This is a genomic window from Vallitalea pronyensis, assembly GCF_018141445.1.
Classification (GTDB): domain Bacteria; phylum Bacillota; class Clostridia; order Lachnospirales; family Vallitaleaceae; genus Vallitalea; species Vallitalea pronyensis.
Genome location: NZ_CP058649.1, coordinates 1,090,505 through 1,114,690 on the forward strand (window position 1 = coordinate 1,090,505; position 24,186 = coordinate 1,114,690).

The 24,186-nt window shown below is 35.6% G+C and carries 18 protein-coding genes; 17 read left to right on the forward strand and 1 reads right to left on the reverse strand.

What is annotated here, in order from left to right; translation table 11 throughout:
• Positions 1 to 38: 38 nt before the first annotated feature.
• The 17 genes from HZI73_RS04540 to HZI73_RS04620 all read left to right on the forward strand — a co-directional run bounded on the left by HZI73_RS04540 (position 39) and on the right by HZI73_RS04620 (position 22,058).
• A complete protein-coding gene (locus HZI73_RS04540; protein ID WP_212697075.1) occupies positions 39 to 2,045 on the forward strand; it encodes a sulfatase-like hydrolase/transferase in 2,007 nt (668 codons plus the stop codon).
• A 286-nt stretch (positions 2,046 to 2,331) separates the two neighbouring features.
• A complete protein-coding gene (locus HZI73_RS04545) occupies positions 2,332 to 2,550 on the forward strand; it encodes a YdbC family protein (protein ID WP_212697076.1) in 219 nt (72 codons plus the stop codon).
• Between the two features lie 112 nt (positions 2,551 to 2,662).
• Entirely contained in the window at positions 2,663 to 3,625 is a 963-nt protein-coding gene (locus tag HZI73_RS04550) for a radical SAM protein (protein WP_246552358.1), read from the forward strand.
• 191 nt (positions 3,626 to 3,816) lie between these two features.
• Positions 3,817 to 4,002, forward strand: a complete 186-nt coding sequence (locus tag HZI73_RS04555) for a hypothetical protein (protein ID WP_212697077.1) — start codon at positions 3,817 to 3,819, stop codon at positions 4,000 to 4,002.
• A 51-nt stretch (positions 4,003 to 4,053) separates the two neighbouring features.
• Positions 4,054 to 4,548 carry a hypothetical protein gene (locus tag HZI73_RS04560; protein ID WP_212697078.1) on the forward strand — a complete coding sequence of 165 codons (495 nt, stop codon included), beginning with the start codon at positions 4,054 to 4,056 and terminating at the stop codon, positions 4,546 to 4,548.
• Between the two features lie 127 nt (positions 4,549 to 4,675).
• Complete coding sequence (locus HZI73_RS04565; RefSeq protein WP_212697079.1) at positions 4,676 to 5,092, forward strand: NUDIX hydrolase; 417 nt, start codon at positions 4,676 to 4,678, stop codon at positions 5,090 to 5,092.
• A gap of 201 nt (positions 5,093 to 5,293) precedes the next feature.
• Positions 5,294 to 6,529, forward strand: coding sequence for a cellulase family glycosylhydrolase (locus HZI73_RS04570; RefSeq protein WP_212697080.1), 1,236 nt, complete (start codon positions 5,294 to 5,296; stop codon positions 6,527 to 6,529).
• A gap of 12 nt (positions 6,530 to 6,541) precedes the next feature.
• Positions 6,542 to 7,228, forward strand: coding sequence for a FadR/GntR family transcriptional regulator (locus tag HZI73_RS04575; RefSeq protein WP_212697081.1), 687 nt, complete (start codon positions 6,542 to 6,544; stop codon positions 7,226 to 7,228).
• Between the two features lie 21 nt (positions 7,229 to 7,249).
• On the forward strand, positions 7,250 to 8,176 hold the full coding sequence (locus HZI73_RS04580) for an AEC family transporter (protein WP_212697082.1): 927 nt from the start codon (positions 7,250 to 7,252) through the stop codon (positions 8,174 to 8,176).
• Positions 8,177 to 8,411: 235 nt separating this feature from the next.
• Complete coding sequence (locus HZI73_RS04585) at positions 8,412 to 10,226, forward strand: heme NO-binding domain-containing protein (protein WP_212697083.1); 1,815 nt, start codon at positions 8,412 to 8,414, stop codon at positions 10,224 to 10,226.
• A gap of 367 nt (positions 10,227 to 10,593) precedes the next feature.
• Complete coding sequence (locus HZI73_RS04590; protein ID WP_212697084.1) at positions 10,594 to 15,453, forward strand: Ig-like domain-containing alpha-2-macroglobulin family protein; 4,860 nt, start codon at positions 10,594 to 10,596, stop codon at positions 15,451 to 15,453.
• 16 nt (positions 15,454 to 15,469) lie between these two features.
• Complete coding sequence (gene amrB / locus HZI73_RS04595; RefSeq protein WP_212697085.1) at positions 15,470 to 16,450, forward strand: AmmeMemoRadiSam system protein B; 981 nt, start codon at positions 15,470 to 15,472, stop codon at positions 16,448 to 16,450.
• Positions 16,451 to 17,130: 680 nt separating this feature from the next.
• The gene (locus HZI73_RS04600; protein ID WP_246552359.1) at positions 17,131 to 17,556 is read left to right on the forward strand and encodes an ArsR/SmtB family transcription factor; all 426 of its coding nucleotides are present in this window, start codon (positions 17,131 to 17,133) and stop codon (positions 17,554 to 17,556) included.
• A 33-nt stretch (positions 17,557 to 17,589) separates the two neighbouring features.
• Positions 17,590 to 18,663, forward strand: coding sequence for an ACR3 family arsenite efflux transporter (gene arsB, locus HZI73_RS04605; protein ID WP_212697086.1), 1,074 nt, complete (start codon positions 17,590 to 17,592; stop codon positions 18,661 to 18,663).
• Positions 18,660 to 19,061: an arsenate reductase ArsC gene (locus tag HZI73_RS04610; protein WP_212697087.1), complete on the forward strand. Its 402-nt coding sequence runs from the start codon at positions 18,660 to 18,662 to the stop codon at positions 19,059 to 19,061. Before arsB ends, HZI73_RS04610 begins: the two co-directional genes overlap by 4 nt.
• 233 nt (positions 19,062 to 19,294) lie before the next feature.
• Positions 19,295 to 21,442 carry a helix-turn-helix domain-containing protein gene (locus HZI73_RS04615; RefSeq protein WP_212697088.1) on the forward strand — a complete coding sequence of 716 codons (2,148 nt, stop codon included), beginning with the start codon at positions 19,295 to 19,297 and terminating at the stop codon, positions 21,440 to 21,442.
• A 157-nt stretch (positions 21,443 to 21,599) separates the two neighbouring features.
• Entirely contained in the window at positions 21,600 to 22,058 is a 459-nt protein-coding gene (locus HZI73_RS04620) for a hypothetical protein (RefSeq protein WP_212697089.1), read from the forward strand.
• A gap of 122 nt (positions 22,059 to 22,180) precedes the next feature.
• Here HZI73_RS04620 and HZI73_RS04625 read toward each other — a convergent pair whose 3' ends face one another.
• Positions 22,181 to 23,800, reverse strand: a complete 1,620-nt coding sequence (locus HZI73_RS04625; protein ID WP_212697090.1) for an extracellular solute-binding protein — start codon at positions 23,798 to 23,800, stop codon at positions 22,181 to 22,183.
• Positions 23,801 to 24,186: the final 386 nt, after the last annotated feature.

Consider the following 24,186-nt stretch of genomic DNA (forward strand, 5'->3'; position numbering starts at 1 on the left):
CAATGACAAAGCAAATTCTTTGATATAGGAGGAGTTAGATGAAACCCAATATATTATTTATGATTGCAGAGGATATTTGTCCAAATTTAGGATGTTATGGAGACATAGATGCTATTACACCAAACTTAGATGAATTGGCTGAAAAGGGGATGAGATATGAACATGCTTCAAGTGTAGGCCCGGTATGTTCAGCGGCTAGAACTGCAATTGCTCTAGGAATGTATCCTACTGTAGCAGGCGTTTCAAATCATCGCAGCCATGTAAAGATTCCAGATCATATAAGAATATTTGCTGAGTTTATGCAAGAAGCAGGATACTATACAGGTATAAACAAAACAGATTACAATTTTTGTGAAACGTACACGGATGGTAAGATTACAGGTTGGGATACAATCATTGAATCCGACTTTGGAAGTGACAGTGAAAAAGTTGTTAAAGAACTGAAACATGCATGGAATAGACGTACTGAAGGTAAACCATTTTTTTTCATGCATACCTACGCAGTAACGCATCAGTCAAAATATGGATATCCAGGAACGCCAAAAGAACATCGTCGTCAGATTATTCCAAGAACAAAACCAGAACATTATAGAGATAGGAATAATTTGCACATACCTAGATATCATGTCGATAATCCAAACACCAAAGAAATCTGGGGGCAGTATCATGAATGTATAACAGCTATGGATCGTATGATTGGTGAAACGATTTATGAAATGAAGGAAGATGGGATTTTTAATAATACCATCATATTTTTCTTTGGTGATAATGGAATGGGAATACCAGGTGGAAAGTCGAATATATGGAATGAGGGAACAAATGTACCTTTGATTATTCATATACCAGAAAAATTCAAGTCACATGCCAAGAATTATGTTTCTGGAAAAGTAATCAAATATCCAGTTGATTTTGTGGATTTTGCTTCAACTATACTCCGGTTGGGTAATGCCAAATGTCCAGCATATCTTCAAGGACGTGACATTCTCAATATGGATGAGTCAAAAGCAAGGAATAGTTCATTTTCATACAGAAATCGAACGGATAATAGTTGTGATATTTCTCGTACTATAAAAGACGATAGATATCTGTATGTGAGAAATTTTTATCCCAGTAGAGGCTGGAGTGAATCGCCATATATGGTTCTATGTGCGCCTTATTTTATGGCTAGTAATGAGACAGACGTTAAAAATCATTATATAAAGGATGGTGCATATGATAGAAGAAATGCCTTCTATTTGCCAGAAAAACCATGTGAGGAATTATATGATCTTAAGACTGATCCATTTCAGATGAATAATCTGGTTGATTCCAAGGCATTCAAAGATCAATTAGTTGTCATGAGGCAGCTATTGAAGAAATGGATGATTGACATCAAAGATGGTGGGTTGCTTATGGAACGTGAGTATCAATGTTTACCAAATGGAAAAACAGCTTATGATATGATTCAAGATCCTAATATATACCCTCTTGTTAATATATTAAACATATGTGACATGATGTTTGATGAAGATGTTAATAAAAAAGAACTAATTGCGGGTTTAGAAAATGAGAATCCCTCAATTCGTTATTGGACAATCCAAGTTTTATATAAGTTGCCATTGCTTGATGAAGAGATAATCGACCATCTAATTCTTAAGTTGCACGACATAAGTCCAATGGTACGAATTTCGGTTGCTGAATTGTTGATAGGTGTATCTACTCGACAGGATATAATTTGTATAGCAGAGAATACAATAAATGGATTTCTAGGGGATGATGAAGATTTGTTAATGCAGTTAGAGGCATTATTGTGCATTGATAGAATAGGTCATCAACTGAAACATCTGCTACCTAAAATAGAAGAAATTATGAGTCTATTCAAAGGGAATAGTGGAATAGATCTAAGTCGTTATATTGGTTCTGTTCAATCACTTGCAAAATTTATGTATGGAAAATGGAATAATGGTTTTGGTTCTTTAGATATAGACTGTGAAGAAATTAGGAGATACGCAATATTTCATGAGTTAAAGGAAAACGCCAATGCAATAGACTTAGAAATAGGATAGAACATGTAAGGAGATAAAGTGAATAGCAATAGATTATTATACTTAGATGATATATTAAATGAAATCATCCAAATAGAAAAGGTCATGAGCTAATCGCTAATGAACTTGCAACGTGGTTTATTGTCAAGTAACTTATTTATCTAAAATATTGACCTTAAATATCTTTTTACATTATGTTATAATAATTCTACCCATGATTAGGGATTAAGCATGCAAGCACGTATCCTATAACGGTTAACTTAGGGAATGAGGGTGGCTTGCTTAATAGAAAATGGAGGATTATGCCATGGCAGATATAAAATATGATATTGTAGAAGAATTAGGTGTCGTATCAGAATCCAATAGAGGATGGAAAAAAGAATTGAATCGAATTAGCTGGAATGGACGAGAAGCCAAATATGACTTACGCGATTGGGCTCCTGACCATGAGAAGATGGGTAAAGGCATTACATTATCCCATCAAGAACTTATTGCCCTTAGAGAACTGTTAAATAAAATCTTGTAAAGAACACAGGGCAATTTAGTACAAAAAATAAAGAAATCCTACAAGAAACATAGTCGTCGTTATGCTATGCTAATATCATACAAATTATGATAGGATAGAGGAGTGTAGCATAATGATTAGTAAGATTCTAGAAAAAGCAAGAAAAGGTATTACCCTAAGTAAAAGAGATGCGCTCACATTGTTGGAAGTTGACCAAGCATCTCCTTTATTTTATGAATTGATTGCCACTGCCAATGAATTAACCAGAAAAACATACCATAATCAAGGATACGTCTTTGCTCAAATAGGCTTGAATGCGGAACCATGTTCTAAAAACTGCAAATTCTGTTCCCTTGGGAGTACCCATTATGCCGTTGATTGTGAATGGAAAAAGAGTGAAGAAGCCATTCAACAAGAAATACAACAGTTTGTTGAGAGCGGTGTACATGATATATTTTTGATGATTACAGCTGATTATGATTTGGAGGCATTCTTAGACATCGTCAGTCAAGCCCGTCAACTGATACCAGAGCACATACGATTAGTTGTCAATATGGGTGACTTTGATAGGGATATTGGTAGAAGGCTTAAAAAAATAGGGGTAACAGGTGTTTACCATATTCATCGATTAAGAGAGGGCATTGATACAGATATTTTACCAGAGGTTAGAATAGCAACGTTAGATGCGATTAAGGAAGTGGGATTGGAACTCTACTATTGTGTAGAACCCATAGGTCCAGAGCATACTTATGATGAAATTGCCGACGAGATGATCAGAGCGAGGGATTATGGCGTTAGCGTGATGGCTGTTATGCGTCGTGTTCCTATAGCAGGAACACCTCTTTACGACAAAGGTCAAATAACTTCCTTGGAACTGACAAAAATAGCTGCTGTAGCAAGGCTTGTATCAGAACCCACAAGAGCCATGAATGCTCATGAAGTAACACCCATGTCCCTTATAGCTGGTGTCAACCAATTGTATGGGGAGTATGGTGCTAACCCACGTGATATTCACACCCATACCGAAGAAGGAAGGGGTTATAGCATCAATCAGATAAAGGTATTATTAACAGATGCAGAATATCAAATAAGTTGACAATAAGCATAAAAAAAACACCTGTTCATGGAGTGAACATATCAGGTATGTAAAAAGCAAGTTATTATAACAATTCAGGAGCAGGCGTATGAATAGCCTACTCCTTGTTGCATATTAAGGATTTACTATTTGTTTAAAAAATACAAGAATGGCAAAAATATAAGAAACAACCCCTAAGAAAGGAAGGTACCATGTTTCTTATATATGATAAAAAAACACGGGAAGCTGTTCGGTGTCATGGCACCAACAGTGCCTTTGACCAAGCATCCAATAGAGACTTGAAAAAAGACCTTCATCTAAAGGATAATGAAGATTTTATACGATTAACCAACACTTGTATTCATGAAATAAGAAGCAAAGCATTTCATCATGATTAGTTCTAATCCCTTTTGTTACTGTATATATTATAAGGACAAGGGGGATTTTTTATGTGGTTATATGTATTATTGGGTACAACAGAGCAAGTAAAAATCATGCATGGTGAAGTGGGGGTCATGTATGATGCCATGAAATTTATCTACAGTTCTTTTTTTACAGTTGTAGGGCTCTTAATTGCCTTAGCCGGTTTTGTCACATATACAGCTCTAAAACGCTTTCTTCATAAATGGATGGATAAAGAGCGCAGTAAACTTCTGTCCCATATGCTGGAAGACTTAGCAAATACCAAGCAAGTTATTGGAAAAGAATACTTAAGCAGTAATAAATGTATCAACGGACAATACATTTTCCCAGTTGTCAGCCATACCCTTAGTTTTACACCTGACCTTATTAATAAGATCATATTGACACCCTTAAAGGGAGATAAGGTATTAGCCTATAAAGCATGGGTAAAAAAAGGACAACTTTATATCCAATTTCAAAATTACAGCCCAGAAGAGGATGAGGGTGTCCACTGGGTGATAATCTATCATGATAAATACTAGTGTAAAATCCATTGCCAATGTTAGTATCAATATCTAAAAATAATATATGTCCCTATAATCCATTGCTTCCAACGTTTATAAACGCTATAATGACTATAGTTATGTCATGAAAAGAGGGAAATGAAAAATGGAAGTAAAAGTTTTAGAAATAGGACAAGTAGAAGATTCAGCTATCAAGTTTGCTGTTATAGGGGCTAGAATGGATGGGCAATGGCTTTTTGTTAAACACAGAGAAAGGGATACTTGGGAGTTTCCAGGTGGACATCGTGAAATAGGCGAACAGCTTGATTATACAGCTAAACGCGAGTTATATGAAGAGACAGGGGCAGAAAAGTTCACCATTAAATCTGTATGTGACTATAGTGTGACATCTGGTCATGAAACAAGCTATGGTCGATTATATATGGCAGAGGTCAACGTATTAGGTGACTTACCTGAAATGGAAATTGGTGAGGTAACTTTAAGTCATCAACTACCAGAGCAGCTTACATATCCAGCTATTTTACCTCATCTTCATGAGCGGTTATTGCAGGAGATTTCTTAGACGAGAAAGAATAATAGGATAATAAATAAATATTTTAATAAGTTGGTTTCATCATAATGAGTACATATTATATAGAATAACTGCTCACAGATAACTTTTTTACATTGAAGGAATAAATTGTAAAATATCTTGAAAATACGTAGGATGTATGATAACCTATGTATAATGAAACATAAATCAAAGTATGTGGAGGGAAGAAATATGTATCAAACAAAAGTAACTGTTCAGGGGACCCAATTTTTAATTAATGGTTCATTGATCTATTCAGAGGACCAGAGGACGCCAGAGAAATACCGTGGGCTTTTAATGAATGCTCGATTTATTCAAGGTATATTTGATGATAAGGAAGACGTTAGCCGTTTTAACCGTTTTGGTAGGATGTTCGACCCTAGCCAAAATACAACCAATCTCATAGAAGCTTTACCAAGCTGGTATGAAAAAGGTTTACGAGCTTTTACAGTAGGCTTACAAGGTGGAGGACCATGTTTTACAACGGACAATGCCACAATCAAAAATAATCCTTTTTCAGAAGATGGCTTGACCATTGATGAAGCCTATCTAAAACGGCTTCATCAATTAATTCTTGCTGCTGATGCAATAGGTATGGTTGTTATCGTCAGTGTTTTCTATCCTGGGCAGGTAAGAGCAATGAAGAATGCGGCAAGTATCGTGAATGCATTAAAAACGGTGTGCTATGTCCTAAAAGAAAAAGCATATACCAACGTTATGATTGAAGTATGTAATGAATTTAACTTAGTAAAAGAACATGCTATTATTGGTGAAGCAGAAGGTATGTCCACGTTAATTCATATAGCAAAAGAAGCATCAGGCGGTATGCTTGTGGGGTCAAGCGGTACTGGTGGTGTGGTGAATCAAGAAGTATGTGAAGCCAGTGATGTGGTTCTTATTCATGGAAACGGCTTATCCAGACAAGGGTTTTATAGACTGATCAAACAGACAAAAGGATATGCACCTAACAAACCCATTGTATGCAATGAAGATTCCCAAGCCATTGGTAATATGATTGTAGCCATGAAAGAAGGGGTTTCTTGGGGATACTATAATAACATGACCAAACAAGAGCCTCCAGCAGATTGGTCCATCACCAGAGGAGAAGATGAGTTTTTCGCTGAACGTTTAGCGGCTGAGCTAGGGTTAGTACATAAAGAAGAGCATAATAAGTTCTATTTGCAAGGATTAGAGCAGGATAGCATCTGGCACGACCAGCGATGGTTAAGGGTAGCAAGTCTCTATCCAGAAACCATTGATTATGTAGAGTTTTACAATAATGGCGATTATGTGGATACATGTTATGTGGAACCCTTCTCCATGCATTACAAATGGAATTGGATGCAAGGAGCTGTTCAGGTTAAGCACACCGATCAATGGTCTGCAAAAGTTTATTTAGCAAATGGTGAGGAAAAAATACTAGGTTAGGGAGCTGACAGCATGTTTAAGGAAATTAAAAAAGAATCCGTGGTGGATACCATCGTCAAACAAATGTCAGATGCCATCATATCTGGCCAGTTAAAGCCAGGTGATAAAATACCTACAGAAAATGAGCTGATGACAACCCTAGGTGTGGGTAGAAACTCAGTAAGAGAAGCGGTCAAGATGTTATCGGCCATTGGTGTTCTTGAGATTAGAAGAGGTGATGGCACCTACATTAAGGACAAAGTGGATATTTCAAAAGTGGATATTCTCTTTTACAGTATCATTCTGGAAAAAAGTTCAAAGGAACAAGTATTAGAGGCGAGACAGTCCATCGAAGAATTAATTCTTCAATTGATTGTTAATAAAGTCAGTCAAGAAGAAATTGAAATGCTATCAACCATGCAACAGGATTTGTCAAAAGCATTAAGCGACCATAATCATACGTTGGCGGCTAATCTAGATCTAAAGTTTCACTGTGCATTAGCCGATTTAACAAAAAATCCGATTATCTCGCGCATGGCAAAAAGTATTATGGAGCTGTTTCACTTCTCCATTAAGAAAACAATTGAGTCACAACACGTGTTGGATTTTATACACAATAACCACCATGACAATATGATTGATATTCTAAAAACAAAAGATACAACACGTATAAAAGACGTTATTAAGGATAGTCTCCATGTGTGGAAAAATAACATATAATAAGCTGATTTGGGAGGGAATATGACACATATACTATTTGTTTTTATCAACATACTCTTACCTATTTTTCTGCAAATAGGTATAGGCTATGCCTTGAATAAGAAGTTCAACATACATACAGGTACTTTAGCCAAAATCCAATTTTATGTTTTTATACCTGCTTTACTGTTTACCAAAATATATGAAACAGCACTGGATTCTACTTTGTTTTTACGTATTGTAGGTGTGAATGTATTGCTGTTTGGCGTGATTTATGTGCTGTCACTGGTGCTGTCAAGGGTTAATCGGTATAACAAAAAAACAAAATCGGCTTTCATTAACTCCATTTGTTTTTATAACAGCGGTAACTATTGTATTCCATTAGTTCAGTTATTGTACAATACACCCTATGCTTTTTCTATCCAGATTATCGTGATGCTAACCCAAAATGTATTGACCAACACCTTTGGAATTTTTAACTCAAGTGTTGGTAATAAAAGTGTGAAACAAGCATTACTTGATACATTGAAGATTCCCATGATCTATGCAGTTGGTTTAGCTGTATTGTTTCGGGGACTAAGCTTGGAAGTCTATTCACCTGCATGGAGCGCACTAAGTATCCTAGGGCAAGGTCTTGTACCCACGGCATTGATTACATTAGGTGCTCAATTGGCTAATACAAAAATGCGTTTTAAAATACCTAAGGTCTATCTATCCAATATCATGCGTTTATTAATAAGCCCGGTTATTGCTTATTTTATCCTTGTGTTATTAGGTATTGAGGGAGTAGCTGCCCAAGTCATTATGATATGTGCTGCTGCGCCTACCGCAGTGAATACAGTGTTATTAGCCATCGAATTTGACAATGAGCCAGATTATGCTTCTCAAACTGTTTTTTCTTCAACTGTTTTTAGCGCTGTCACGGTATCGTTGGTGATATATGCTGCACAATTACTATTTAAAACCTAATGCATGTTATGGGGTTATGCACATGGATGCTTATTGACAGGATGATTATTTTGTGATTTTAAAATACCTCATATATGTTACTGTTCTAAGGTCATAGAAAACAAGAAATCTTAATTAAATCTTATTATCAACATTTCTATCATGTTATTATTGTAATTTGTCTAATAATGTATTAAAATTAACATAAAGTTTTAAATATGGCAAAAAATAGTAATCGTATAGGAGAGGTGATAGCATGAAGGGAACAGTCGTATCCACGTGGATTAAAACTTGTAGAAAGCAGTATTCAGATAGTGTCGTTAACGAAGCCCTAGAGGTTGCTGGATTTAATGCTAATACGACATTTTCGCCTTTAGAAGATGTTGAAGACAATAGAGTGTATAAACTATTTTCAACCATTGCATCTAAAGTGAATGTGGATGAAGCGAAGCTTTGGCGCTATATTGGAAAGGATAATATTGTGACGTTTCAACAAGATTATCCAGGGTTTTTTAATCATGAAACCTTGTATCATTTTCTAAAATCCATGAATGATGTACATAGTATTGTCATGAAAAGATTTAAAGGCGCTAAGCCACCAACATTAGACCTAGTACCCATATCATCTCGCGAAGCAGTATTTACCTATCGGTCTGATCGAGGCATGTTTGAATACTTTAGAGGCCTGTTAGAAGGAGCAGCAAGCTATTTTAAAGAAGAAATAAATATTCAAGTTCTGGAGCAAAAAGACGGTGAACTTAAGTTAAAATTAACTTTCCAAAAGGATATTCAATATAAAAAATCCTTCTTCATGAACAAATTATTTTCATTTGGTTTTATTAAAAATGTACATGTGAAAATATCCATCTTAACAGCCGTTCTTGTAGCCATCTATATGGATGTGTTGTTTGCATTCACAGATGTTGATAATTCACGTGCTCTAACAGCAGCAGCTTTATTTGGCGGCAGCTTAATCTGTGTTTACTTTGCCTCTAAGATTCTCTACCGTCCTTACAAAGAAGTCATCAAAGAAATTAATAACTTTAGTCAGCGGGATTACAGTGTCTTAGCGAAAATTGAAACCCGTGACCAGTTTGAAGAAATTTTTGACGCCATTAATACCTATAAAACCAATATAAGGAAAGATTTTGTTGGATTCAAAGGCATGGTGGATGAAATGAACACCTTCAGTAAGAGTTTATCCAACATAGCCTTTAACATGAGCAATACATCCGATGAGATATCCGATGTGGTGGAACAGTTGGCAACTGCAGCAGCCAGTCAAGCGGAAGAGACAGAGAGTTCTATCTATACATTAAATGATAATGTGAATCAGATTAATAACTTAGCCAGTGAAGAACAAACCAATAAAGGTGAATTAGAATCATCTGTCAGCAAAATAGAGAACAGTTACCAAGAGGTAAAAGTCACCGCAACAGAGATTAATAAGTTATTAGAGAGCTTCAAACAAGTACAGGAAAATGGTGTGAACCTGAAAACAAAAGCAGAACAAATCACAGAGATCGTTGCCATGGTATCCTCTATTTCAGGACAAACCAATCTATTAGCCTTGAATGCATCCATTGAAGCAGCTCGAGCAGGTGAAGCCGGTAAAGGTTTTGCGGTGGTAGCCGATGAAGTGAGAAATCTATCAGAAGAAACCAATGATGCAGTAGATAAGATAAAACACAATCTGAGTGAATTCGTACTTGAAATTCAGCGTCTTGTAGAAGATGTGGATAGCCAGTACAAGATTTTGGTAACTGAAAACAACAGTTTAGGAAAAGCCGTGTCAGCATCAAGTTCAGCTAACAGCAATATCAGTACCGTAGCCGATAAGATGATTGAAACGTCAAGAAAGCTGGAAAATGAATCAGAAGCCATGACCAATGTCTTCCAGAACATTGAATCACTAGCAGCCATTGCAGAAGAAAATTCAGCATCTGCACAGCAGGTTAGTGCCAATGTAACAGATTATACTGTTCAGATTAAGAACATTACCGATAGTATCTCATCTTTTAAGAATATAACGACAGAATTTAAAGAAGAAATCTCTAAATATAAGATTTAGTGACATAACCGTTAGTCATAACATTTTGAGTAAAAGACATTAATTGCTCATAGATGTCATATGTTATAAGCACTTTTAATTACCTTAGTAGGCTGGTAAATCACCAGTTTACTAAGGTTTTTTATGTCCACAATGTAACATCTTACCCAATAAAAAATAATAATATTTATGATCTAAGTTATCATTAGGTAAACCATCGTAAGTTGTTTTATAGGTGATTATAATAGGAAGAAAAGAAATTACATTATCGTTTAACTGTAACTTTTTTTTAACAATATTTAACACTATTCTGGAATAATCTGTAATATATTACTGCTAGAATAAAAATAGTGTAAATGAGGGTATTTATTTTAGGAAGGGGTTTAATATGAAATTATTAGAACGATTGACGAAGATGACAAAGCAACAAAAAATAATAGGGGGTGCCATAGGCAGTATTCTCTTGGTGACTATTATTGTGATAAGTATCATGGTAGGGTCAGGTAATCAAAACCAGCCCGTTGATGCAGAAATAGGCATAACCCATGATGGGGAAAATAGACCAGAAGACACCATAAAGGATGACCATCATGTCTATAAGGATATGGTCATGGAAGTAGAATCCATGGTCAATACGGAGTATGGTATGGTAACAAAACCTACATTCAAGATTACGTCCAATGTGCCCATGAAGGAAAGCGCAATTAAAAAACAGCTTCGATTAAGTCCAAGCAAGGATTACAGCTTAGAAAAGGTTAATGATAAAGCTTACATTGTATCTGTTAAGGAAGCTTACAACCATAATGAAATTGTTAAATTAACCTATGAAAATGGGGAAGAGACCAAAGGATGGGCCTTCCAAACAGAAAAAGCTTTTATGGTTGCCTCAACACATCCAGCAGATCAAGGTGAGTATGTCCCAATCGATAGCGGTATAGAATGTTTTTTTACAAAGGACCTTGATGGAAAGAAAATAGATGACTATTTTATTATACAGCCAGCAGTAACAGGGAACTTTCAATACCATGAAAATAAGGTTATCTTTGTACCAGATATACACCTGGAAAAGGATATAGACTATACCATCACCATTAAAAAAGGGTATAGTAACGGCGTAGAAACCCTTGAACAAGATTACGTCTTTTCTTTTCACACCAACCGTTATGCGTCAAAAAGTCCAACCATTAATCTTCGAGGGTCTGTTGGTAACATGACGTTTTTTCATCCTGATACGCCACAAGTATTAGCGTGTTACTTTGGTGATGCTAAAGGTGAAGTGGTGGATATAACAGTCTATAAGTTTGGTGATGAACAAGCATTTATTAAAGGCTATGAGCAACATGATACCATGTCCATGCAAGAGTACGTCAACACCATGAAAACGGAAAAACACAGCTATCAAATAGAAGTGAAGCATCATGATCACAACCATTACTTAGAATTACAGCAGATGGAAAAAGGCTATTACTTTTTAACCGTAAAATATGAAAATTCCATGGACCGTATGTTCATTCAAGTATCACCTTTCAATGGGTATACAGCGGTGGATAAAGATAAATTCCTTGTTTGGATGGTTGACAGTACCCATAGTAGTCCGGTGATGGATGCAAAAGTTATCGTTAATGGGGAACATCTGGGGAAAACCAATAAGGATGGTCTTGCCATCATCCATAAGAGTCTTAATCAAGAAGCCACATCTTGGATTACATTGCAAGCCAATAATGAACCACCATTATACTTGCCAACAGACGTGAGCAAGCATGAGCCAAATTATCGTTCTTTATACTGGTCTTATCTGTATTTTGACCGGGGGCTATACCTGCCTACAGATGACATTCAAATTTTTGGATTTGCTCAGAGAAGAGATGGTAAGGCTATAGAGCAAGTGAAAATTCAAATTGAAAATAATGACGGTAGACTAATAGAGGAAAAAGAAGTAACTTTATCGGATATAGGTACGTATCAAACGGAATTTCACTTGGATAACTATTTGAAAAGCTATGTGTACGTGATCGTATTAATGGATAATCAAGAAATAAAAAGACAATATTTACGCATAGCAGACTTTAAAAAGCCAGTAATCCGCCTTAGTACCCATTTGGATAAAGATTATATCATGATGGGTGATACCGTTAAGTATACAGCTGACGCAACATTCTATGAAGGAACACCGGCTGCCCATGCAGACATTCAACTAAGAGGCAGAGGCTTTTTTAAAACAAATGAATCCCATGAAACATGTGATGCCAAGGGCCATAAGGAATTAATATTGACGCCTAGTCTCACTACCAGCGATTGGCGACCATCTTATGCTAGAATTAGTACTCAATATGCAGGCCTTGAACAGGTCTATGTTGAAGATTATACAGGGCTGATTGTCTTTCCAAGAGATATCATGGTAGAAGGTGAGGTTAAGAAAAAATCCGATGAATCCATGGCGATTCATGTGGCCATTCATCAGATTAATCTTGATGGTTTTCAAGGAAAAACTTATCAATATGAAGATTATCGAGGGGATAAAATATCAGGGCAACCTGTTTCCATTGATATTGTTGAGACATATTATGAGAAGATTTATCAAGGTAAAGGCTACGATTATATAAGTAAAGTTTCCTATGATGTGTACGATTACAAATGGCACGAAAATACAGTTAAAACAATCACGGGTACAACAGATGATGATGGGCATTTAACAGTCAGTTATGATAAGGTATTACCTGAAAGAGGATATAAGATACTTCTCAACACACAAGATAGTAAGGGGCGTAACATACAGGAAAAGATGTATTATTCCAAAGCTTCTAACCATTATCAAGATTATCACATGAGAGGTTACACATGCCATTTGGATCAAATACGTTACAAAAAGAATCAGCCCATGCAGATGGATATTCGACAAGGATTTGTTCCTATAACAGAAGAAAGAGAACATGATCAAGTACTCTATTTTATCTGTCAAGACGGTATCATGGATTATGGTATAACCGATAAAACAACCACCACAATCCCTTACCATAGCAAATATGTGCCCAATGCTGAATTACATGCCATCTATTTTGATGGAAACTCCCTTCATCAAGCAGGTCATACAATCATACAGTATGATTACGAAGATGAAGCATTAGCTATACAGATCGAGACAGACAAACAGAACTATAAACCAGGGGATCAAGCAAATGTGACAGTCAAGGTAACAGATAAAGATCAGAAACCTGTTCAAGGGGATGTAAACGTCAACATTGTTGACGAGGCTTTCCTTGCGCTGTATGAAGATACAAGCGATGTCCTCTATAACTTATATAGTTCTGTCTATCGATCAGGCTTATTAGGTGAATACCTAGGTGCATATAATAACACTTATGGTGATGGGGGGCCTGAACGAGGTGGAGAAGGGGAAGCTGATTTTATTCGAAGTGACTTCAAAAATACAGCAGACTTTATAACCATAACCACCAATGCCAAGGGGATAGGTGAAGCATCGTTTACCATACCAGATAATTTAACCAGCTGGCGTATTACGTGTACGGCTATGGATAAGCAGTTGAGAGCCGGTAAAGAGAAATATAATATTACGACCACACTACCATTTTTTGTATCGTCTATTATCAATAATCACTATCTAAAAGGTGACGTTATAGAAGCTACAGTAAAAACAGCAGGTGCTCATGTAACCCAAGAGAACGAAGTGACATTTACAGCCATTGTTAAGAATGAAAAGGGAGAATCCAATAAGGTAGTCACCACAGGAAAAGGTTATCAATACGTAAATCTACCCATAGGTGAGCTGCCAGTGGGTCAATATACCATCACCATCATCGGTGAATCTGGCGCTTACAAAGACGGTGAATCCTATGAGGTTGATGTTGTGGAGAGCTTCCATTATTTTGATATGACTTTGGAAGAGGATTTAACAAAGGATATGCAGATTGTTAGTAATGGGCAAGATGTACAACTTAGGTTTTTTAATGAAGACGTGTATAAGCATTATAGTGGGCTTATGTCTATTTACAATAGAGGCAGTAACCATAGAAATGATATGAAAGTAATTGCCCATGCTGCTGGTGAAACCTTGAATAAATTGTATTCGTGTGACCTGACATTAGCTAAGGAACCTGATGATATCATGAGGCATTCTGGTCTATACGGTGGGTTCGATTATGGTGAAGCAAGTGCAGTGACCACTGCTGAATTAGTATCCATAGGATACGTAGAGAATAAAGAACGTCAGATTAAGGGGTTAATGAAAGCTGCTATGAATGAGAAAGCAACAACAGAAGAAAATGCAGCTGCTTTATGGGGGCTTACCCTATTAGGTGAACCCATTCTATTTGATGTAATCGAAATGTATGAGCTATATCAAGATAAACCCATTACCCTAGAGTCCTTATACCTTATGCATGCATTACTGGATATTGGAGAAATGGAGAAGGGCAGAAATATCTATGATAAAGCGAAGAAACAATTAAAAAAACAGGGTGATGTATTGTACATGGATGGTGAGAAATATAAAGTAAAGTTTACAGCTATGATGATGATAGGGGCATTAAAACTTGATCATATGGAGGATGCAGAAGCCATGTATCTTTACTTAAAAGGCACACAAGATGTATTTTACCCAACCCTTGCTGAAAGACTATACTACTTACAGCATACCATCCCAAAATCCACAACAGTGGCGTTCACTTATGTTATTGCAGGTGAAGAAGAGACCATTACCATGGACTATCATGATTATTATGAATTAAACCTAACCCCAGAGGATGCATCCCTTATCAAGTTCTTCGATATTCAAGGGAAAATCAAAGTAGAAAAATCCTTTACAGGTCAGGTGAAAGATATTGATAAAACAGACCGTTATAGCATAACACGTTGGTACACCAAGGAAACATCAGGCGAAGAGATACAACAAGGAGAAATCATGACAGTGCATATAAAAGTGGAAGTCCATGATCCGTATCTAAAATATTTTAACATAGAAGATATGTTACCAGCAGGGTTTACTTATTTAGGACATTCCACCATTAAGCCCTATGGATATGTTTGGATAGAGGATGAAGTGCATCGTACTCATATACATGTCTATTCCCATAGTGGCGACACAGAAGATACGGGATTAAGCAGTTTTGAAATCACATATAAGGCGAAAGCGATTCTGGCAGGAGAATATACAGCAGAACCCGTGGTAATTCGAGATAATGATTATAATGAGGCATCTTATAGTGAGCCCAATAGGGTTAAGGTATACTAATGAGGGGGATTTCCATATGATAAAAGCTAGTTTGAAGTGGCTGTTAATAGGTGTCCTTATCATGCTACCAGTAGGATGTCAACAAAAAGGGAATGACTTCCATACAGCAGATACTAATCAAGAACGTCTGCATATCAATCAGCCCCAAAAGACCTTTCGTGTGAAAAAAGTGGTCACTAATCCGCCAATAGAAAGTCTTCTGCCAAAGTTAGACAGCAAGCGGTTTATTAATGAACAAATATGGTTGGATTCCTTCAAGAAAGACTTAGCCTATGAACCAGAAGGAGAGATTATTGCAACTATTCTTCCACATCATGACGTAGCTTGTGACTACTTAACGTCCTTTTATCAAACGGCTTCTAAGACAAAAACGGAAGAACCTGAACTTATCCTATTAATTAGTCCTAACCATGAAGGTGATGGACCAAGGTTTCAGATAGGAGCCTTTGATTTTATCACCCATTCAGGTATGATTTACAGTGATGGGGATAGCATTAATACATTGGTTGAGCATCCACTGATTCATGAAGGCATCACATCCGTCTTTGAAAAAGAACATGGTATTGGCATACACATGAACTATATCCATCATTATTTTAAAGAAGCAAAAGTCATTGCTTGTATAATTGGTGAAACAAGAACCCATGAAGGTATTGAGGAAGTGGCAGAACAACTGATAGCATCCATACAGAATAAAAAGGTACTCCTTATTGCATCCATTGATTTTTCGCATTACTTAACGCTAGAAGAAGCCAATGAGAAAGATGCCTATACAAGGCAGTTGATTCTTTCATCAGATACACAAGCCATGAGCAGTCTAAGCAATGATTACATTGATTCACCATCCTCTTATGGATTGCTCATCACATTGCTTCAAAAACTGGAAGAAGACTATACTTGTACCATTATTAATCATGGTAACACAGCCACCATATCAGGCAATCTGGAGATGAAAGAAACCACCAGCTATTTTCAAGTTTCTTATACAAGGAAATAAAGTCCGATGATTAAGTATTGATAGAGTAGTATTAACAAAGAATCAATAAAACCAACCCAGCAGATTTAAATCTAACGGGTTGGTTTTTATTAAGGCAATATTGTAATGGATTTTTTGGACTTACAAATATTCATCATTGTAGTGCAAAATCATTATCATCAAAAATCCTAAATAAAGTCCTATAAAATGATGTGTTTATCTTACAATACATTCCGTGTTCATTATTTAACTTAATCATATTTCTAGAATCTTGTGTTGCGTATATTACTTGTAATAGCTTGTTATCATGATAAAATTCTATCCTTATAAAAAAGATAGATTTAATTTTTGAAAGTGATGGCTTTATTAATGCTGGTTTGCCAATTGCCCAATTCAGTTTATGTACATCCTTTTGACTTAATGCTAGCTTTTCGGCGGTCAATTCATTAACGATGATTATTTTGTTCGTTTGAAAGGTAAAAAAGGGTTTGAAAAATATAATATACATGAACACCACAAGGATAATCAAAACGACAAAGATTATCTTCTTTTTAATAAAATCACCCCCTGAAATTTTATAAATTCATCCTATAGTTTTTATGAATGATTGTCAATATAAATATTTTTTTCACACCACTATTGTAAAAAATAAGTAAAATGCACATCATAATATTGACAAAGAACATGGAATGAGTTAGTATATGAGTATAATCAAATATAGTAATACGGGAGGCGGTTTACCAATGATTATTGTGAACATGTTCAAATCACTAAGTGACGAAAATAGATTGCGTATTATGAATTTGTTAATTAGAGATGAGTTGTGTGTATGTGAAATTGAAGTGATATTAGAACTCAGTCAAAGTAATGTATCCAGACATCTTAATAAACTGAAAAGCGATAAGATGATTGATTTTCATAAAAAAGCCCAATGGGTTCATTATTTTGCCAGCGATTATCTGAAAAAAGACAAAGCAAATCTCTATCAACTTTTACAAGAGGAAACGGAAAAGATACCACAATGTATGGAAGATGTACGAAGGCTGAATGCTTACAAAGATAGTCACCTTACATGCGAATCCATTCGTCAAGATAAAGAAGCAGTATGGGAGATTATTAGAAAATAGATAATCGTAAATAGTGCAAATAAAGGAGGAGACATGAAAAAATCTAACACAGAAAGTCAACCAGGCATTAGTTTTTTTGAGAAGTATTTAACCCTTTGGATTGCTGTATGTATTGTTTTAGGCGTTGCTATTGGGCAATTAGCACCTATTGTTCCGAATACCTTAAGTAAATTTGAGTATGCCCATGTATCCATTCCCATTGCCATCTTAATATGGCTTATGATTTACCCCATGATGTTAAAAATCGATTTTACCAGTATTGTCCACGTCACCAAAAGACCAAAAGGTTTAACAGTTACGTGTGTGACCAATTGGCTCATTAAACCGTTTACCATGTATGTGATCGCTTGGTTCTTCTTTAAGGTTGTTTTTAAGAATTACATAGGTGATGACCTTGGCACAGATTATTTAGCAGGAGCGGTTTTATTAGGTGCAGCACCTTGTACCGCCATGGTTTTTGTATGGAGTCATTTAACGAAAGGTAATCCTGCGTATACCTTGGTTCAAGTAGCCATTAATGATCTGATTTTACTTTTTGCTTTTACGCCCATTGTGGCATTATTACTAGGTATATCGGACATAACAGTGCCTTATGATACCTTATTTTTATCCATTGTATTATTCATTATTATACCACTGGTTGCGGGTTTTGTATCCAGACAGTATATTATTAAGAAGAAATCCCGCGATTATTTGGAATATGTCTTTATTAAAAAGTTTTCCAATATAACCATTGTAGGCTTGCTCTTAACACTGATTATTATCTTTTCATTCCAAGGCGAAACCATCCTACAGAATCCTCTGCATATAGGGTTAATTGCCATACCCCTCATTATTCAGACCTTTCTCATCTTTTTTATTGCTTATGGATGGGCAAAAGCTTGGAAATTACCTCATGAAATCGCAGCACCAGCAGGTATGATTGGGGCAAGTAATTTCTTTGAACTTGCTGTAGCAGTAGCCATATCTCTTTTTGGATTACAGTCAGGTGCAACGTTAGCAACGGTAGTTGGGGTTCTTGTAGAAGTACCAGTTATGCTAACACTTGTACGTATTGCGAATAAAACAAAACATAGGTTCAATCACGAAGGAGGAACACCCACATGAAAAAAAGCGTAGCTTTTATATGTGTCCATAATTCATGCCGTTCTCAGATGGCAGAAGGATGGGCAAAACAATTAGGAAAAGATGTACTTGAAGCCTACTCAGCAGGTACAGAAAATTATCCACAAGTCAAACCATTAGCCGTTGAAGTCATGGAAGAAGCAGGTGTAGATATGAGCTCTCATTACCCAAAGCTTCTATCCGATATCCCTGAAAAAGTTGACATGGTGATTACCATGGGTTGTAATGTAGATTGTCCTTACATGCCATGTGACCATCGTGAAGACTGGGGATTAGACGATCCATCAGGAGGTCCCATAGAAGGATTTCGAGAAACGAGAGATAAGATAAAAGAAAATGTGGAAGCGCTAATCGCTCGGATTCAAAGGAATGACATATAGCTCCCAAGGCTGCTCTGTTGAAAGATGTTAAGACACTTTCAGCAGAGCAGCCTTTTTTATTAGTCAGCTGAAAATGTCAAAAAGGGAAGAAAAACCAGCTTGTAATTGTTGTTGAGGCAAAGTAAATATGGTATCATAACATGTAAGTAGCAGGATGTGTAACAACAAATCCGTTTTACTGAGAGCGTAACCTTATTTGTTCAATTAATAAGCTAATAGGAAGGACATCCCGTATGTTTTTAAAACAAGTAAGAAGAAAATCCTTAATACGAAAAATATTTCTTTATATCTTTTTACCTATATTAGCCATTATGGTCGCAACCATTATCCAGATAAATCTTTTCTCTAGCGTATCTAAAAATGTCTACCTTAAAAATTATAACGAGTACCAAAAGAATATCAGCGCTAATATTGAAAATTATTTTAATCGTATTGCCTATACTTCCAATATGCTGGACAGGCAGATGATGATGGATATCTGTTATTTTAATCGTGATGTTAGCATTTATGAAAGATATGCATTTATACAACTTGTTTCAGAATTAACGGATATAAAAAACACGTCAACGGATATACACAGCATATTGTTTTATATGAAAAAACTGAATGTTGTCATCTCAAATGAATCCATTTATAATGCCGATGAATTTTTCTCAAAGTACCATGTTTATGACGATTATCCGAAAAACTTCTGGTATAATTATGACATTAAGAGTATCAATTTTGACCTTTTAAAAGAAACGAAGCTAGGTAGCACAGCCGTTATACCCATGGTCGTCAACTCTGACAACTATCTATCAGACGATAATTTATTAATCTTTAACACCCAATCAAGTAACTTCAACACCCTTATAAAAAAGTATACAAATGATATCCATATGGATATGCGCTTATCATATGGAGGAAAAGACATATACGTCACCAATAACCATAAAAATAATAACATCACCATTCCATATACCGTAACCATTAACAATGAATTCTATGACCTTGCATATAGTTTTGATAGAAAGGCTTTTTTTGCACCTTTTAATTCGTATATTATCTTGTTTAATTCAATTGTAGGGATTATTTTCATCGTTGCCATTATTTTTTCTGTAAAAAATACATTGAAATTGTACAGGCCTTTTAAGTCTATAGCCCATACAATTAATAGAGATTCTCGTTCTAATACTAACATAACTTATGAAAAAATTGAAAACGTTGTCAATATGCTTGTGGATGAAAACAAAAAGATGGCAGACCAAGTTGCTAATGCTGCCATGGTAGCCAGAGATAATTTTTTGTATCAGCTGTTACATGATGAAAGTATTTTAAAATACATCCATCTTAAAGATTATGACATTGAATTTCCCTATAAACTGTTTTGCGTCGTTTCCATTAAATTTTCATTTATGACCTTGTTCTATACGGACTTTTCCAGAATGCAGCAAATAAATATTTTTAATGCGCTTAATACCCTCATCTATGATAAATTTAATCAAGAGGGTATGCAATCATACGTGATTAAAGAATTAAACGACCAGTACCATATCATTGTCAATACGGACAAAGCTCATGTAAAGGATGTGGAACAATCCGTTAAAGATTTTCCAGGGCTGTTTGCCGTGGATATGAAATATGCATCCGTACTGGTTGGAAAAGGTAATTTTTATCATCATGCAGATCAAATATCCGCATCTTACAAAGATGCCTATACCGATATTATTAATCGAGTGAGTAATCCTTCTAATACATCTAAGAATAGTAAGATCTATTATACACCAGAAGATAAAAACAAATTAAATAATTATTTGAAGACATCCAATCGAGAAGAAGCCATTTCTATAGTTGAACAGCTTAATCAGGGTATTAGCAGTGAAAATGAGGTTAGAAACTTTTATTTTCAAACCTTGTTCTTATATGTTAATTTTGCTGAAGCTAATGAAATTAAGTCAGAGCTCCCAGATATGGATGTTCAATACCATCATGATTTAAGTACTCAAGAGCTTAAGAATAGCATCGTCACCCTTACCAACAACATATGTGATTATTTCGACTCCAATAGTCACTTGATCAGTCAGCAGAATATTTTTAAATACATTGATGAAAATTATGCCAAAGATCTCTACGCCGACTTACTGGCTAATCATTTTAAGATCAGTACTCGGAAATTTTCAAACTTCTTTAAAGAAAAGTTTGGTGTAACATTTTATCAGTACTTGTCATCTTATCGCATTGAAAAGTCTAAAGAGATACTCTTAGCAAACTATAAAATGAATCTGGATGAAGTGTCTCAACTTGTAGGATTTCGTTCTAGACAGACTTTTATCAGGATGTTTAAACAGCGTGAAGGCATAACGCCTACGGCCTATAGAGACATCCACATAAAAAGAATGTAGTAAGAACAAGTGGGCCATGTTTGTGTATGGAGTATTATTGCGAAAAAAGTAGTTTATTGCGATAAAATTTATAACATATGATATATAAAACGACAAGAACCTAACCTAAAATGTGCTAATATTATCATGTAATCAAATATTAAAGGAGATGAGTCATATGAAAAAGCTATTAGTATCCATGTGCTTAGTATTAACATTAATCTTAACGTCAATACCTGTATTTGCTTATACTGAACAGACTTTGGATAGCTTCAATCAAGATTCTTCTGGTAAAGTGACCTTTGAACAGTACGCTTTTAATAATGACACGTATTATTTCTTCAACTCTGTGGACAAGCCTCAATACCAATTTAACTACCCTCATAGTAAGATGAATATAAAAATTAAAGTAGATTGGAGCAATTTACCAAATGCTGGTACCCGGTATGTCCGGGTTAACATTGGTCAAGTTAACGGTATTGCTTATCCTGTATGGGTTGATCTTTTTCAAACAAGTGGAAGTAAAACCGTAACGAGTACATATTATCCTAATGTAAATGGACCATTTTATATTGAGATTATTGGGGTAGGGTTAAGTGGTAGCAATATCAAAGTAACTGGAGAAGTTTACCCTTAATAGCGTGTTATGATTAATTTTGAGTTTGGACAAGCAGAGGGCTGTTGCATAATGCAACAGCCCTCTTTTTAAATACGTAATGACGATTGTCCATGATAGTCATCTCTTTTTTTAATACGTTATTACTTGCTATGAAGTGCTATGTTATAGATTTCAATTAATCGATCGTAATTGCTATCGTCAAGTAAGCTTAAAAATTCGTCGTAATCTGCATCAACATTTTTCTCACCAAAAGTAAACTTTGCAATGTATTGATTAATTACTTTGTTGGCCGATACAAAAATAAGCTGGGCTTCCTCAACAAGTTCATCTGGAATGGTTGGACTCTCAAACGCATAGGATGTGGATGTAGCTTCTAATCGCTCTTGTAGGGCTTCTTCTCCTAGAAGTGCTGTTTTAAAATCACTTAACTCTACATTTTTCTCAAAGCCCATGTGACTGTTACAACCATCTAACTTAAAGGAAGATGCAATAAATGCTTCCGTTGCTATTTTTTTGCCATCTTCAACGGTATAATGCTGACCTTCAATACCCCATCCTAACAACGTACGATTTTCTTCACTGTACATGTACCAATCGATAAATTTAATGATTTCTTCAATGTTTTTATACTTTCCAACAGCCTCGGATAAAGCAAAGGATAGCTTTTGCTGTTCAGCAACATACAATGTATCGATGATGTCATCTGCAAGGAGCCATGGTCCACGCACCATATCAAAGTCAGGATTTAATTGTTTGAAGTTTTTATTGTAGCTTTGAAGTTGTCCTGTCCAGCCGTAACTTACTAAGGTGATATCATTTGCCATTTTCTGACGGAATTGTTCTGGAGTAGCCGTCAAGAACTCAGGATCAATTAAGCCTTCGGCAAAGAGTTTGTTAATGAATTTAAAGAATGCTTTTGCATTGTCTGTATCATAGATGTTAATGTATTTTTCTTGTTCAGCATCATAATGGACACCTGTGTTTGTCATGAGACTAACTCCAAAAGCTTGAGCGATAGGAACGGCTGTATAAGCTTTGAAGGTGGTATTTAAAGGATACGAATCTGGATATTCTTGTTTTAATGAAGACAATACATGGTAGAATTCATCAATGGTAGTCGGTACTTCTAGATTGAGTTTGTCAAGGAGGTCTTTTCTATACATAAGCGCTCCTTGTTCTGAAAGAACTATCTTATCATATCCCCCAGAAAACGAGTACATGGAACCGTCTTCATTCAGTGGAAAACCTACAAAATCCCTGCTTTCAAAAAAAGCTTTCATATGGGGCATTTTACCATCATTGTAATACCCACTGTAATCAAAAAACATGCCATTTGTAAAGAACGTATTCATTTTAGACTTATCTAAAGCTAACACAGTAATTAAGTCCGGTATTTCATATCCAGTACTTAACATGGTCGTTACTTTTTGCGTGTAGTCATCACGGATGATCGGTACAATATCAAGTGTCACATTGGTTCTTTTTTTAATTTCTCCAAGAATGGCCCAATCCTCTGAGAATCTATTGAACTCTCCAGGAATTTCTGCAAGGGCAAAAGAAATATTAAAAGGTTCTTCAGCATAATAAGTTGTTAATTCCCCGTCCTTTACATGGGGTGTATTATCTGCTGGTTTATCCGTGTTATCTGTTTTTTCATTAGTGGTCGATTGAGGTGTATCATTTGTTGATTTGCCACATGCTGTAAGAGCAATCCCCATTATAACCACAAGAGCCAAAGCCAGTATTCTTTTTTTTATCATGTTTACCTTCTCCCTTTCTTTAATAAATGATTTGAACAATAAATGATTTGCACATCTAGTAAATGAAATCATTTTATGTGATATAACAATTATAAACAATCAAGTAACGCATTTATAGTTGCAATATATGTAATTAAGTAACAAAACCCACTGTCTTTCATGGATGATTACATGATTTATTACTTGCATATGTTAATCACGGTCAAAATTATAACGGATACACCATTATTGAATGTTGACCATTTAAAATTGCTGATGCTACAATTTTATTAGAGCAGCAAAATGATTTTGATGTGCTAGATATTACAGTTACAAGTTGGGCCACAACTAAATAATTAGGAAAGGGAGGTAGCAGCTATTAAAACTATAGAGAGAAAAAAAAGTCA

Coding starts and splice junctions, on each gene's coding strand:
- HZI73_RS04540 (WP_212697075.1), top strand. CDS start 39: ATGAAACCCAATATATTATTTATGATTGCAGAGGATATTTGTCCAAAT.
- HZI73_RS04545 (WP_212697076.1), top strand. CDS start 2,332: ATGGCAGATATAAAATATGATATTGTAGAAGAATTAGGTGTCGTATCA.
- HZI73_RS04550 (WP_246552358.1), top strand. CDS start 2,663: ATGATTAGTAAGATTCTAGAAAAAGCAAGAAAAGGTATTACCCTAAGT.
- HZI73_RS04555 (WP_212697077.1), top strand. CDS start 3,817: ATGTTTCTTATATATGATAAAAAAACACGGGAAGCTGTTCGGTGTCAT.
- HZI73_RS04560 (WP_212697078.1), top strand. CDS start 4,054: ATGTGGTTATATGTATTATTGGGTACAACAGAGCAAGTAAAAATCATG.
- HZI73_RS04565 (WP_212697079.1), top strand. CDS start 4,676: ATGGAAGTAAAAGTTTTAGAAATAGGACAAGTAGAAGATTCAGCTATC.
- HZI73_RS04570 (WP_212697080.1), top strand. CDS start 5,294: ATGTATCAAACAAAAGTAACTGTTCAGGGGACCCAATTTTTAATTAAT.
- HZI73_RS04575 (WP_212697081.1), top strand. CDS start 6,542: ATGTTTAAGGAAATTAAAAAAGAATCCGTGGTGGATACCATCGTCAAA.
- HZI73_RS04580 (WP_212697082.1), top strand. CDS start 7,250: ATGACACATATACTATTTGTTTTTATCAACATACTCTTACCTATTTTT.
- HZI73_RS04585 (WP_212697083.1), top strand. CDS start 8,412: ATGAAGGGAACAGTCGTATCCACGTGGATTAAAACTTGTAGAAAGCAG.
- HZI73_RS04590 (WP_212697084.1), top strand. CDS start 10,594: ATGAAATTATTAGAACGATTGACGAAGATGACAAAGCAACAAAAAATA.
- amrB (WP_212697085.1), top strand. CDS start 15,470: ATGATAAAAGCTAGTTTGAAGTGGCTGTTAATAGGTGTCCTTATCATG.
- HZI73_RS04600 (WP_246552359.1), top strand. CDS start 17,131: ATGAGTATAATCAAATATAGTAATACGGGAGGCGGTTTACCAATGATT.
- arsB (WP_212697086.1), top strand. CDS start 17,590: ATGAAAAAATCTAACACAGAAAGTCAACCAGGCATTAGTTTTTTTGAG.
- HZI73_RS04610 (WP_212697087.1), top strand. CDS start 18,660: ATGAAAAAAAGCGTAGCTTTTATATGTGTCCATAATTCATGCCGTTCT.
- HZI73_RS04615 (WP_212697088.1), top strand. CDS start 19,295: ATGTTTTTAAAACAAGTAAGAAGAAAATCCTTAATACGAAAAATATTT.
- HZI73_RS04620 (WP_212697089.1), top strand. CDS start 21,600: ATGAAAAAGCTATTAGTATCCATGTGCTTAGTATTAACATTAATCTTA.
- HZI73_RS04625 (WP_212697090.1), bottom strand. CDS start 23,800: ATGATAAAAAAAAGAATACTGGCTTTGGCTCTTGTGGTTATAATGGGG.